General features: G+C 64.3%; 11 protein-coding genes. 8 read left to right on the top strand and 3 right to left on the bottom strand.

Annotation, left to right across the window (positions count from 1 at the left end; all coding sequences use genetic code 11):
• Positions 1–59 precede the first annotated feature (59 nt).
• The gene (locus KXR72_RS04110; RefSeq protein WP_437419828.1) at positions 60–914 is read right to left on the bottom strand and encodes a LysR substrate-binding domain-containing protein; all 855 of its coding nucleotides are present in this window, start codon (positions 912–914) and stop codon (positions 60–62) included.
• Between the two features lie 94 nt (positions 915–1,008).
• On the opposite strand from KXR72_RS04110, the gene KXR72_RS04105 reads away from it, so the two are divergent.
• Positions 1,009–1,242, top strand: coding sequence for a DUF1127 domain-containing protein (locus KXR72_RS04105; protein ID WP_437419827.1), 234 nt, complete (start codon positions 1,009–1,011; stop codon positions 1,240–1,242).
• Between the two features lie 18 nt (positions 1,243–1,260).
• Here the strand turns inward: KXR72_RS04105 and mnmC are convergent, their stop codons facing one another.
• Entirely contained in the window at positions 1,261–3,231 is a 1,971-nt protein-coding gene (mnmC, locus tag KXR72_RS04100) for a bifunctional tRNA (5-methylaminomethyl-2-thiouridine)(34)-methyltransferase MnmD/FAD-dependent 5-carboxymethylaminomethyl-2-thiouridine(34) oxidoreductase MnmC (protein ID WP_437419826.1), read from the bottom strand.
• Between the two features lie 150 nt (positions 3,232–3,381).
• Here mnmC and pap point away from each other — a divergent pair, with 150 nt between their 5' ends.
• The gene (gene pap / locus KXR72_RS04095) at positions 3,382–4,872 is read left to right on the top strand and encodes a polyphosphate:AMP phosphotransferase (RefSeq protein WP_437419825.1); all 1,491 of its coding nucleotides are present in this window, start codon (positions 3,382–3,384) and stop codon (positions 4,870–4,872) included.
• 138 nt (positions 4,873–5,010) lie between these two features.
• A complete protein-coding gene (locus KXR72_RS04090) occupies positions 5,011–6,195 on the top strand; it encodes a thiolase family protein (protein WP_437419824.1) in 1,185 nt (394 codons plus the stop codon).
• Positions 6,196–6,240: 45 nt separating this feature from the next.
• Here KXR72_RS04090 and KXR72_RS04085 read toward each other — a convergent pair whose 3' ends face one another.
• Entirely contained in the window at positions 6,241–7,635 is a 1,395-nt protein-coding gene (locus KXR72_RS04085) for a class II fumarate hydratase (RefSeq protein ID WP_437419823.1), read from the bottom strand.
• A 144-nt stretch (positions 7,636–7,779) separates the two neighbouring features.
• Between KXR72_RS04085 and KXR72_RS04080 the strand changes: the two genes are divergently transcribed.
• From KXR72_RS04080 to KXR72_RS04060, 5 genes are all read left to right on the top strand, one after another.
• Complete coding sequence (locus KXR72_RS04080) at positions 7,780–8,286, top strand: DUF2059 domain-containing protein (protein ID WP_437419822.1); 507 nt, start codon at positions 7,780–7,782, stop codon at positions 8,284–8,286.
• Positions 8,287–8,301: 15 nt separating this feature from the next.
• The gene (locus tag KXR72_RS04075) at positions 8,302–8,610 is read left to right on the top strand and encodes a BolA family protein (RefSeq protein ID WP_437419821.1); all 309 of its coding nucleotides are present in this window, start codon (positions 8,302–8,304) and stop codon (positions 8,608–8,610) included.
• A 171-nt stretch (positions 8,611–8,781) separates the two neighbouring features.
• On the top strand, positions 8,782–9,717 hold the full coding sequence (trhO, locus tag KXR72_RS04070) for an oxygen-dependent tRNA uridine(34) hydroxylase TrhO (RefSeq protein WP_437419820.1): 936 nt from the start codon (positions 8,782–8,784) through the stop codon (positions 9,715–9,717).
• Positions 9,718–9,748: 31 nt separating this feature from the next.
• Positions 9,749–10,381: a DsbA family protein gene (locus tag KXR72_RS04065; RefSeq protein ID WP_437419819.1), complete on the top strand. Its 633-nt coding sequence runs from the start codon at positions 9,749–9,751 to the stop codon at positions 10,379–10,381.
• Positions 10,374–12,155, top strand: a complete 1,782-nt coding sequence (locus KXR72_RS04060; protein ID WP_437419818.1) for an ABC transporter ATP-binding protein — start codon at positions 10,374–10,376, stop codon at positions 12,153–12,155. Before KXR72_RS04065 ends, KXR72_RS04060 begins: the two co-directional genes overlap by 8 nt.
• Positions 12,156–12,170: the final 15 nt, after the last annotated feature.

Here is a 12,170-nt window from a genome sequence, read left to right as displayed (position 1 = left end):
GTGAGTTCAGGTTTTTCGGCCCGGCTGCACCGTCCCGGAGCATCGCCTGGGAGCGCGGGTTACAGGCGAAAACCCTCGACAATGTGCTCGGCCAGGGCCTCGCTGACCTTCGACGGGTTACGCTCGCTACGCAGCAGCACGATACTGCTCAGCGGCAGTTCCGGCAGGCCTTCGGCTTCGCCGAGGATGCGCATGTCCGACGACACCAGGCTCTGGAATTGCGCCGTCACTGCCAGCCCGGCGCCGACGATCGCCATGAGCGCCGACAGGCTCGGGCTGGTATAGGCGACCCGGTAGGCAATGTCCCGGCCGTCCAGCGCGTTGCAGGCCCAGGCGCGGCAGAAGCATTCGGTGTTGAACATCGCCAGTGGCATCGGGCGCTGCTCGTGCGTGTTGAAGCCCGGCGCCTCGGCCCAGACGAAGCGCTCTCGGCGCAGCAGTTGGCCAATCTCGGTGCCCGGTTCGCGGGTGACGATGGTCAGGTCCAGGTCGCGACGTTGCAGTAGCTGGTAGGACGGCTCGCAATGCACCTCGACCTGGACCAACGGGTACGCTTGCGCGAAGCGCGACAGAATGCCCGGCAAGAAGCGCATCACGTAGTCGTCTGGCGTGCCGATACGCACCGAGCCGACCATGTGCGGCTCGCGCAGTGTCGTCAGCACCTCACCGTGCAGCTTGAGGATGCGCCGCGCATAGCCGAGCAGGACCTGGCCTTCGGCGGTCAGCCGCACCTGGCGGCCTTCGCGCTCGAACAGCGGGCGCTGTAGCACGTCTTCCTCGAGGCGTTTCATCTGCATGCTGATCGCCGACTGGGTGCGGTTGACGGCTTCGGCGGCACGGGTGAATCCGCCGTGATCGGCAATGGCGACAAAGCTGCGCAGTAACTCTGCATCGATGCTGGGGTAGTGGGCCATTCATCAATCTCCAAGATGGACGCCATCAGAAACATTCGTTGGATTGATCATAAGCCGGGCGGGAGACTGGCGCCATCCACCAGGAGGTGCCGTCATGAAAAGCCAGACGTTGGTCCACAATTGCCTCGATGCCCCGCGTGTTCGCTCGCCACTGGCTCTGGCGCGGGCGGTCGCCCAGCTATTGCGGCGCTGGTCGGCACTGTCGCGTCAGCGTCGGCAGCTGGCTGCGCTCAGCGACGATGCGCTGAAGGACATCGGCCTCAGCCGCGCCGACATCGAAACCGAGATCAACCGGCCCTTTTGGGACGAACCCTTTCGCTGCGGTTGAGTGCGCGTCCAGGCGTCTTCACTCGCGGCGAATCACTCGGCGCAGCAGGAAGCGATTGGGGTGACACGCCTCGGCAATGTCGCGCGGTAGCGGCAGCGGGCCGCCGTCGACCCAGGCGGCCAAGAGTTCGCCGGACAGCGGCGCGGTGATCAGGCCGCGCGAGCCGTGGGCGGTATTGATGAAGAGCCCGTCGAGCCAGGGGCAGGGCAGGTCCGGCACCTGGCGGGCGTCCTTGCCGAGGATGGCATAGTGGCTGGCGAAAGGTTGCGGGTCGGCTAGCGGCCCTACGATTGGCAGGTAATCGGGGCTGGTGCAGCGAAAGGCGACACGCCCTTGCAACGCCTCGACGGGCATGTTGCTGGTATCCAGCCGATCGCTCAGCTCGGCGGATATCTCGTCGAGCATGGCGAGGTTGGCACGGTGTTCGGCCTCACTCGGCTCGGGATGGGCGTCGGCGAAATTGAAGCTCGCCCCTAATGTATGGACCCCGTCGCGCGGCGGCGCGACATAGCCTTTGGCGCACAGCACGGTGCCCAGCCCTGCGCTGCGTGCCGTGGCAGGCAGAGCAGTGATCTGCCCGCGGATGCGCTTGAGCGGCAGCCAGGCGGCCTGGCTGAAGCGGGCTGCGTCGGCAGCGCCGCTGATCACAACCACAGGCGCTTCGGCGAGCACATTTCCGTCATCGAGGGCTTGCCAATGGCCACCTTCTCGTCGCAGTTCGAGCGGCTCGTGATGGCGCAGCACGGTGATGCCCGGCTGTTTCACGAACCATCGGCACAGCGCCGGCGGGTGTGCCCAGCCGGCATCGGGAAAGTGCAGGCCGCCGCTGCCGAGCGCCACGCCGGCGAGCCGCTCGGCCTCGTCGCGTTCGATGCGGCGTAGTAGACCGGGTGGGAAGGCGCCGGCCAGTTCGGCCTGGCGCGCCGCTTCCTTTTCATCGAAGGCCAGTTGCAGCACGCCGCAGGCGTCCCAATCGCGCCCTTGCTGCAGATGCTCCAGCAATCGGCGGGTGTAGCCGAAGGCGCTGACGACTAGGCGTGACAGTGGGGTGCCATGCGCCGAGAGTTTGAGATAGAGCACGCCCTGCGGATTGCCGGATCCCTCGGCGGCGATATCGGCATGCCGTTCCAGAACGGTGACGTCCCAGCCACGTGCCGCCAGGCTCGCCGCGCTTGCACATCCAGCCAGTCCCGCTCCGATGATCAGGGCCTTGCGCGGCCCGGGTTGACGGGCCGGCCGGGCGAACCAGGGCTTCTCCGCCTGGGGAAGCGCATCGATCCGCGCACCGCGAAGGCTTTCGCGCTTATGGCCAAAGCCCTGAATGCGCTCCACCTCGAACCCCACCGCCTGCAAGCCGCGGCGTACCAGCCCTGCGCTGGTGAAGGTAGCGAGCGTGGCACCCGGTGCGCTCAGGCGTGCCAGTTGATTGAAGAGTGCCGGCTGCCACATATCCGGGTTCTTTGCTGGGGCGAAGCCGTCCAGAAACCAGGCATCGACCTGGGCGTCCAGTTGCCCGAGCATTTCCAGCGCATCGCCGACCAGTAATGTCAGCACCACTGGACCGAATCGCAGCTGCTGAAAACCCGGATTGATCGCGACGTACTGGTCAAGCAGCTGCTCGGCCAATGGCGCGAGCGCCGGCCATAGCGATAGCGCGCGGCGCAGGTCTGCAGCGGTCAGTGGGTGCTTTTCCACACTGATGAAGTGCAGCGTGGCGCCGACCGGTGCGAGGCGTTCGAAACGCTGCCAGGCGCAGAGAAAGTTGAGGCCAGTGCCAAAGCCCGTCTCGCCGATCACCAGCCGTTCGCCTGCTCGCAGCGCCGTGAAGCGCTCTTGCAGGCGGTTCGGCTGGATGAAGACGTGGTCCGTCTCCTCGATGCCGGACGCTCGAGAGAAATAGACATCGCCATAGTGGCGGGACTGGGGCTGGCCATTCTCGTCCCATTCGAGTTCAGCGTGCTGGAAGTCGGCGGAGGAGGGAGCGGGCATCGGGCGCGTCCTGAAGCGAAAGGCGGCGATTCTATCAGCCGGCGGAAACCTCCTGCGGGCGCGCTTTGTCGCATCGCCAGCACGATGTAGAAAATCAGCATGCCCTGGCCAACTGCTAGGGTTAGCGCAACCACCGTCCGGGAGAATGCGATGTTCGAGTCTGCGGAAATTGGCCACACCATCGACAAGGACACCTACAAATCCGAGGTTCCCGCGCTGCGCGAGGCCTTGCTGCAGGCTCAGTACCGTCTGCGCGAGCAGGCACGGTTTCCGGTGCTGATCCTGATCAACGGCATTGAAGGTGCAGGCAAGGGCGAAACGATCAAGTTGCTCAACGAGTGGATGGACCCGCGCCTGATCCGCGTCGACAGCTTCGACGTGCCGACTGACGAGGAGCTGTCCCATCCGCCGGCGTGGCGCTACTGGCGCAAGCTACCGCCCAAGGGGCAGACAGGCATCTTCTTTGGCAATTGGTACAGCAAGATGCTGCAGGATCGCGTCCACGGACGCATCGGCAAGGTCGACCTGGAGCTGGCCACCGATCGCGCCCAGCGGCTCGAGCGCATGCTGTGCAATGAGGGCATGCTGATCTTCAAGTTCTGGTTTCACCTGTCGAAGAAGCAGATGTTCAAGCGCCTCGACTCGCTCAAGGACGACCCGCTGCACAGCTGGCGCATCAGCCCGCTGGATTGGCAGCAGTCCAAGACCTACGACAAGTTCGTGCGCTACGGCGAACTGGTACTGCGGCGCAGCAGCCGCGACTTCGCGCCCTGGTACGTCATCGAGGGCAGCGACGAGCGCTACCGCAGCCTGACTGCCGGCCGCATCCTGCTCGAGGGTTTGCATGCGGCGCTCGAGGCCTGCGAGCGGGGGCAGCCGGCGCAGCCACACACGGCCTCGCTTGACCTTAACCTCGATCGCCTCAGCCTGCTCGGCAGCCTCGACATGGAGCAGCGGCTCAGTAAGGACGATTACAAGGCGCAGCTGTTCGACGAGCAGGTGCGGCTGTCCCAGCTGTTGCGTGACCGGCGCATGCGCAAGCGCGGCGTGCTGGCGCTATTCGAGGGCCACGACGCGGCTGGCAAGGGCAGTGCCATCCGCCGCGTCACGGGTGCGCTCGATCCACGGCTCTATCGCATCGTGCAAATCGCCGCGCCCAGCGAAGATGAGCTGGCGCAGCCCTGGCTATGGCGCTTCTGGCGCAACGTCCCGGGGCGTGGCGAATTCACCATCTTTGATCGCTCCTGGTACGGCCGGGTGCTCGTCGAACGGGTCGAGGGCTTCTGCTCGCCGGACGAGTGGCTGCGCGCCTACACCGAGATCAACGAGTTCGAAGAGCAGCTCGTCGAGGCCGATATCGTTGTGGTGAAGTTCTGGCTATCGATCGACCAGGATACGCAGCTCGAGCGTTTCAAGGCCCGCGAGGAAACGCCGCACAAGCGCTTCAAGATCACCGAGGAAGATTGGCGCAACCGCGACAAATGGGACGACTACGATCACGCCGTCGCGGACATGGTCGATCGCACCAGCACCGAAATCGCGCCCTGGACGCTGGTAGAGGCCAACGACAAGCGCTTCGCCCGGGTCAAGGTGCTACGGACCCTCAACGACCGGCTGGAAGCGGCCCTCAAAGACGGCTGAAATCAGCCGCCATGGCCGGCCATATCCGCGCTGAATGGTCGTCGCGCTGGGCGATTGGCTGGAACTATGCTCCGGTCACAATCCAACAGACGGCCCATCGCCCGCGGTGCGGCGTCCGACACCTATCCGAGGTATGCCATGCGTGAAGTAGTGATCGTCGACAGCGTACGGACCGGCCTGGCCAAGTCCTTCCGTGGCAAGTTCAACATGACCCGTCCCGACGATATGGCGGCTCATTGCGTCAACGCGCTGCTGACGCGCAACGACCTCGACCCGGCGCTGGTCGAAGACTGCATCGTTGGCGCCGGCTCCAACGAAGGTGCGCAGGGCTACAACATCGGCCGCAACGTGGCGGTGTTGTCGAACCTTGGCATCCAGTGCGCAGGCATGACGCTGAACCGCTTCTGCTCCTCGGGCCTACAGGCCATCGCCATCGCGGCGAACCAGATCGCTTCCGGTTGCAGCGACGTCATCGTGGCCGGTGGCGTCGAGTCCATCACGCTGACCGCCAAGAGCAAAAACACCGACAACCTCTTCAACCCGATCCTGCAGGAGCGCGTTCCCGGTCTTTACCACAGCATGGGGCAGACCGCCGAACTGGTCGCCCGTCGCTACAACGTCACCCGCGATCAGCAAGATGCGTATTCGCTGCAAAGCCAACAACGCACTGCACGTGCCCAGGCCGAGGGGCTGTTCCAGGACGAAATCGTGCCGATGAACGTCCGTTACTACACTGAAGACAAGGCCACGGGTGCGCGCACCGAGCACGACGGCGTCGTCGACCGCGATGACTGCAACCGCGCGGACACGACCCTCGAGAACCTGGCGGCGCTCAAGCCAGTCTTCGCCGAAGACGGCTCGGTTACCGCTGGCAACGCTTCGCAATTGTCGGACGGCGCCTCGATGACGCTGGTCATGAGCCTGGACAAGGCCATCGAGCTTGGCCTTAAGCCACGCGCCTTCTTCCGCGGCTTCACCGTGGCCGGATGCGAGCCCGACGAAATGGGTATCGGGCCGGTGTATTCGGTGCCGCGTCTGCTTAAAGCGCGCGGGCTGCAGGTGGGTGACATCGATCTGTGGGAACTCAACGAGGCCTTCGCTTCGCAGTGCCTGTACTGCCGCGACACGCTGGACATCGATAACGAGAAGTTCAACGTCAACGGCGGCTCCATCTCCATCGGCCACCCGTTCGGTATGACGGGTTCGCGCACTGCTGGCCACCTCATCCGTGAACTGCAGCGCCGCAACCTGCGTTACGGCGTGGTGACCATGTGCGTTGGCGGCGGCATGGGCGCGTCCGGTCTGTTCGAAGCGGTGCGCTGACGGTTGTGAAGCGCTGCCCTGCAGCTCATGCCGCAGGGCAGGCGATCAGCCGTGCTGGCCTGAGCCCAGCATGGTTTCCGGCCGCACCCATTGATCGAATTCCTCGTCACTGAGATAGCCCAGCCCCAGCGCGGCCTCACGCAGCGTGATGCCTTCGCCGTAGGCTTTCTTGGCAATTTCGGCGGCTTTGTCATAGCCGATGTGCAGGTTGAGTGCGGTGACCAGCATCAGGCCGCGCTCCAGATGTTCGGCCATGCGACCGGCGTCCGGCTCCATGCCCACTACGCAATGGGTGTTGAAGTTGCGGCAGCCATCGGCCAGCAGCCGGATCGACTCCAGCATGTTGTGCACGATGACCGGTTTGAAGACGTTGAGCTGAAGGTGGCCCTGGCTTGCCGCAAAGCCGATGGTCACATCGTTGCCCATCACCTGGCACGCCAGCATCGAGAGTGCTTCGCACTGCGTCGGGTTGACCTTGCCTGGCATGATGGAGCTGCCGGGCTCGTTGGCCGGCAGGCGCACCTCGGCGAAACCGCCACGCGGGCCGGAGCCGAGCAGGCGAAGGTCATTGGCGATCTTCATCAGCGCGGTGGCGAGCGTCTTCAGCGCGCCGGATAGCGCCACCAGCGGCTCGTGCCCCGCAAGCGCCGCGAATTTGTTCGGTGCCGAGACGAACGGCAAGCCGGAGAGGGCGGCCAGCTCGGCAGCAATCGCCTCGGCGAAACCATGCGGTGCATTGAGGCCGGTGCCGACGGCGGTTCCGCCTTGAGCCAGTTCATAAACGGCCGGCAGCGCCTGGCGGATCGCTCGCTCGGCAATGTCGATCTGCGCGACGAAGGCCGACAACTCCTGGCCGAAGGTGACGGGTGTTGCATCCATCATGTGTGTACGGCCGGTCTTGACCAGCCCGTTGTGCCGCGCAGCCTGTTCGGCCAAACCGCCGGACAGCTCGGTGATCGCGGGCAGCAGCTGCTCGTGGACCGCTTTGGCGATGGCGATGTGCATCGCCGTCGGGAAACAATCGTTCGAGCTCTGCGCGCGGTTGACGTGGTCGTTGGGATGCACCGGGCTTTTTCCGCCACGGTTGCCTCCGGCCAGTTCGTTGGCACGGCCGGCGATCACTTCGTTGACATTCATGTTGCTCTGGGTGCCGCTGCCGGTTTGCCAGACCACGAGGGGGAACTGGTCGTCGTGTTGGCCGTGAAGGATTTCGTCGGCGGCCTGTTCGATCAGCCGGGCAATTTCCGGTGGCAGGTCGCCGATGCGGTCGTTGACCCGCGCCGCGGCTTTCTTGATGAGGGCGAGGGCGTGGCAAACGGCGAGCGGCATGCGCTGGTCGCCAATGGCGAAATTACCGAGTGAACGCTGCGTCTGTGCGCCCCAGTACGCCTGTTCCGGTACTTCAACTGGGCCTAGGCTGTCGGTTTCGGTGCGTGTCATGACCTGCTCCATCGCTGAGATATGCCTGTTAGGTTTCCGCTCGACGGCACAGGTTCAATCCGCCCGGCCGCCGATGTTGAGGGTTCAGAGCCTGGCGCGCAGAATGCGCGTCGAGCCCACTTGCCAGACATCAAGGAACACCTCATGCATCTCGTTCGTAAAATCGGCCTCTGCGGCGCGCTGCTGCTGCCGATCTTCAGCACGCAGGCCAGCGCTGACCAGGCCGGCCACGCGGCCAAGGCCGAACAATTCCTCGAGCTGGTCAATGCCGATCGCCTTTCCGTGCCGGTCTATGCCCAAGTCCAGCAGATGTTTGCAGAGCGTTTCGCTCAAGCCGGCGCGCCGGAAGACAAGCGTGCCTTGCTCGAGCGCTACCAGTCGCAGGCTGACGCTGCGCTTGATAAAGCGATCGGCTGGGAGCAGGTTAAACCCGACCTCGTCACGCTCTACACCGAGGCCTTCACCGAACAGGAGCTGGCCGACCTGAACGCCTTTTACCAGTCCGAGCTCGGACGCAAGATGCTGAGCCGCCTGCCGCAACTCAATGCCCGCTCGGCCCAGGTCACCCAGGCCAAGCTGGAGAGCGCAGTGCCGCAGGTGAACAAGCTGCTCACCGACATGACCAACGAACTCGCCCCCAAGAAGCCCTGACGGAGCACGCGCTCGATGAGCAAACTCGCCACCATTGAAACCACCCTCAACGCAGCCTTGGCCCCTCAGTTCCTGGACGTGCAAGACGAAAGCCACATGCACAGCCGCGGACAGGAAACCCACTACAAGGCGGTCATCGTCAGCGAGCAGTTCGCCGGGCTGAACGCCGTCAAGCGGCACCAGAAGGCGTACGGTGCCATGGGCGATCTGATGCAGCAGATCCACGCGCTGGCCCTGCACACCTACACGCCCGCCGAATGGGCAGAACAAGGCAGCGCACCGGATTCGCCCACCTGCCGCGGTGGCAGCAAGCACGATCTGTGATCGTGCAGCGGTAAGCGGCGCTGGCACTCGCGGTACGAGCTCAGTGCGCCCCGATAGCAGGTGCCTTCGGCTTGGAACCGCCTTTTGCTAGAATTCGCGCCCCGGCCGTATGGCCGGTTTTTCTTTTTCCCAGTCCGCCCTTTACGTGGGCGACTACTGCAGGATGAATTCATGACCCAGAAGATCGTCGTCGCGGCGCTCTACAAGTTCGTTTCGCTGCCGGACTATGTCGAATTGCGCGAGCCGTTGCTGGCTGTGCTCGAGGCCAATGGCATCAAGGGCACCTTGCTGCTCGCCGAAGAAGGCATCAACGGCACGGTGTCGGGCACTCGCCAGGCCATCGATGCATTGTTCGCCTGGTTCGCCCAGGACGCGCGCCTGGCCGATATCGACCACAAGGAGTCCTTCTGCGACGAGCAGCCGTTCTATCGCACCAAGGTCAAACTGAAGAAAGAGATCGTCACCCTCGGCGTTCCAGGCGTGGACCCCAATCAACGCGTCGGCACCTATGTCGAGCCGCAGGACTGGAACGCGCTGATCGAAGATCCCGAGGTTCTGCTGATCGACACCCGTAACGATTATGAGGTGGCCATCGGCACCTTCGACGGCGCGATCGATCCGCAGACCAAGTCCTTCCGTGAGTTTCCCGACTACATCAAGGCGAATTTCGACCCGGCCCGGCACAAGAAGGTCGCCATGTTCTGCACCGGCGGCATTCGCTGCGAAAAGGCGTCCAGCTACATGCTCGGCGAAGGCTTCGAAGAGGTCTATCACCTCAAGGGCGGCATCCTCAAATATCTCGAAGAGGTACCGCAGGAGCAGAGCCGCTGGACGGGCGATTGCTTCGTGTTCGACAACCGGGTGACGGTCCGCCATGACCTTAGCGAGGGCGATTTCGACCAGTGCCACGCCTGCCGCTTGCCGATTTCCGCCGAAGACCGCCAGTCGGAACACTATGTCCCTGGCATCAGCTGCCCACACTGCTGGAATACGCTCAGCGAGAAGACGCGCACCAGCGCGCGCGAGCGGCAGAAGCAGATCGAACTGGCGCTCCAGCGCAACCAGCCGCATCCGATCGGCTACAACTACCGAAAGCAGGACGCTTGATCCCATCCGCCTGACGCCTACCGGAGCCGCCATGAGCACTCGACTGATCTACGTGATGGACCCGATGTGCTCCTGGTGCTGGGGCTTCGCCCCGGTCGTCGATGCGCTCATGGAGCAAGCTGCTTCCCAGGGCGTATCGACCGACCTGGTCGTCGGCGGCCTGCGACACGAGCTTACGGCGATGGACCAGGCCGGACGGGACCGCACGGCGTCCTACTGGCGCGCGGTGCACGAGGCGACCGGCCAGCCGTTCAACTTCGAAGCAGGCCTGCCCGACGGGCTGGTCTACGACACCGAACCAGCCTGCCGGGCACTGGTGGCCGCCCGCCGGCTCGATCCGCACAGCGCCTGGCGCCTGGTCGGCCTGATTCAACAGGCGTTCTATGTGCAAGGGCGCAACGTGACGCTGCCACCCGAGCTGCTGGATCTGGCCGAGTCCGCTGGCATACCGAGGATCGAATTTTCCGAGCAGTTCAGCTCGCAGCCCGCGCGTGACGAGACCGCTGCCGATTTCGAATGGGCGCGTAACCTGGGCATCGCTGGCTTCCCGACGCTGCTCGCCGAGCATCAGGGCCAGCTCGCATTGCTCACCAACGGATATCAGCCGCTCGAGGCATTGGCGCCGCTGCTACAGCGCTGGCTGGAGCACAACCTGAATGCCTGACCAGCTCAGCTGGGCGGAGATCCGCCGTCTCGCGCTGCGCCATCGCCGGTCGCTGGTACTGGCGAACCTGGTGGCGGTGCTGGCGACGCTTTGCAGCGTACCGATCCCGTTGTTGTTGCCGCTGCTCGTCGACGAGGTGTTGTTGGGGCAGGGCGATACCGCGTTGCGCGTGATGGACCGCTTCCTGCCGGCCGGCTGGCAAACGGCGATCGGCTACATTGCCCTGATGCTCTGCGTCACGCTGCTGCTCAGGGCTTGCGCGCTGGTTTTCAACGTGCTCCAGGCGCGGCTGTTCGCACGGTTGTCGAAAGACCTCGTCTATCGCGTGCGCATTCGGCTGATCGAGCGGCTCAAGCGCATTTCCCTGAGCGAATATGAAAGCCTTGGCGGCGGTACCGTAGCCGCGCACTTGGTCACTGATCTGGAGACGATCGACAAATTCATCGGCGAAACCCTGAGCCGGTTGCTCGTCGCGCTGCTGTCGATCGCCGGCACGGCGGCCATCCTGATCTGGATGCATTGGCAACTGGCGATGCTGATTTTGCTGTTCAACCCGCTGGTGATCTATGCCACGGTGCAGCTGGGCAAGCGCGTCAAACACCTGAAGAAACTGGAAAACGACAGCACGTCGTTGTTCACCCAGGCACTCACCGAAACGCTGGACGCGATCCAGGAAGTGCGCGCCGGTAATCGCCAGGGCTTCTTTCTCGGCCGGCTCGGCCTGCGCGCGCGGGAGGTTCGCGATCATGCCGTTGCCTCGCAATGGAAGACGGACGCCTCGAACCGCGCCAGCGGGCTGCTGTTTCAGTTCGGCATCGATATTTTCCGCGCTGCGGCGATGCTCACGGTGCTGCTTTCGGACCTCTCGATTGGCCAGATGCTCGCCGTATTCAGCTACCTCTGGTTCATGATCGGCCCGGTCGAACAACTGCTCAATCTGCAGTATGCCTATTACGCCGCCGGCGGGGCTTTGGGGCGTATCAACCAGCTTCTGGCGCGCTCGGACGAGCCCCAGTACGCCGGCGGCCGGGACCCCTTCGCCGGGTGCGATACCGTGAAGATCGAGGTGCGGGATCTGCGCTTCTCCTACCAGGACGAACCCGTGCTGGAAGGGCTGGATCTGACCATCGAGGCGGGAGAGAAGGTCGCCATCGTTGGTGCCAGCGGTGGCGGCAAGAGCACGCTGGTCCAGCTGCTGCTGGGCCTCTATCAGCCCCAGGCCGGGCAGATCCACTTTGGGGGTGTGCCGATCGAGGCAATCGGTCTGGGCACGGTGCGCGACAACGTCGCCGTGGTACTGCAGCACCCAGCGTTGTTCAACGACAGCGTGCGCGCCAATCTGCTGATGGGCCGTGAGCGCGACGACCAGGCGTGCTGGCACGCGCTGGAAATAGCGCAGTTGGCCGACACCATTCGTCAATTGCCGGCTGGGCTGGACAGCATCGTGGGGCGCTCCGGGGTGCGCTTGTCCGGCGGCCAGCGCCAGCGCCTGGCCGTGGCGCGCATGGTGCTGGCCGAGCCCAAGGTGGTGATTCTCGACGAAGCCACCTCAGCGTTGGACGCGGCGACCGAATACGCATTGCATCAGGGACTGAACCGCTTCCTGCAAGGCCGCACGACGCTGATCATCGCCCATCGCCTATCAGCGGTGAAACAGGCCGACCGGGTGCTGGTGTTCGATGCCGGACGCATTGCCGAGCAGGGTGATCACCAGCAGCTCATCGCCGACGGCGGGCTCTACGCCAGGCTTTATGGGCATTTGCAGCAGCATTGAACGCATCTTCCTGCA

Source organism: Stutzerimonas chloritidismutans (assembly GCF_051486945.1).
GTDB classification, from domain to species: Bacteria; Pseudomonadota; Gammaproteobacteria; order Pseudomonadales; family Pseudomonadaceae; genus Stutzerimonas; species Stutzerimonas chloritidismutans_B.
This window is presented reverse-complemented; position numbering and strand designations above follow the sequence as displayed.

Bases quoted from the DNA above. Each gene is read 5' to 3' on its own strand.
- KXR72_RS04085 (WP_437419823.1), bottom strand. From the start codon at position 7,635: ATGACACGCACCGAAACCGACAGCCTAGGCCCAGTTGAAGTACCGGAA.
- pap (WP_437419825.1), top strand. From the start codon at position 3,382: ATGTTCGAGTCTGCGGAAATTGGCCACACCATCGACAAGGACACCTAC.
- KXR72_RS04080 (WP_437419822.1), top strand. From the start codon at position 7,780: ATGCATCTCGTTCGTAAAATCGGCCTCTGCGGCGCGCTGCTGCTGCCG.
- KXR72_RS04075 (WP_437419821.1), top strand. From the start codon at position 8,302: ATGAGCAAACTCGCCACCATTGAAACCACCCTCAACGCAGCCTTGGCC.
- KXR72_RS04110 (WP_437419828.1), bottom strand. From the start codon at position 914: ATGGCCCACTACCCCAGCATCGATGCAGAGTTACTGCGCAGCTTTGTC.
- KXR72_RS04060 (WP_437419818.1), top strand. From the start codon at position 10,374: ATGCCTGACCAGCTCAGCTGGGCGGAGATCCGCCGTCTCGCGCTGCGC.
- KXR72_RS04090 (WP_437419824.1), top strand. From the start codon at position 5,011: ATGCGTGAAGTAGTGATCGTCGACAGCGTACGGACCGGCCTGGCCAAG.
- KXR72_RS04065 (WP_437419819.1), top strand. From the start codon at position 9,749: ATGAGCACTCGACTGATCTACGTGATGGACCCGATGTGCTCCTGGTGC.
- KXR72_RS04105 (WP_437419827.1), top strand. From the start codon at position 1,009: ATGAAAAGCCAGACGTTGGTCCACAATTGCCTCGATGCCCCGCGTGTT.
- mnmC (WP_437419826.1), bottom strand. From the start codon at position 3,231: ATGCCCGCTCCCTCCTCCGCCGACTTCCAGCACGCTGAACTCGAATGG.
- trhO (WP_437419820.1), top strand. From the start codon at position 8,782: ATGACCCAGAAGATCGTCGTCGCGGCGCTCTACAAGTTCGTTTCGCTG.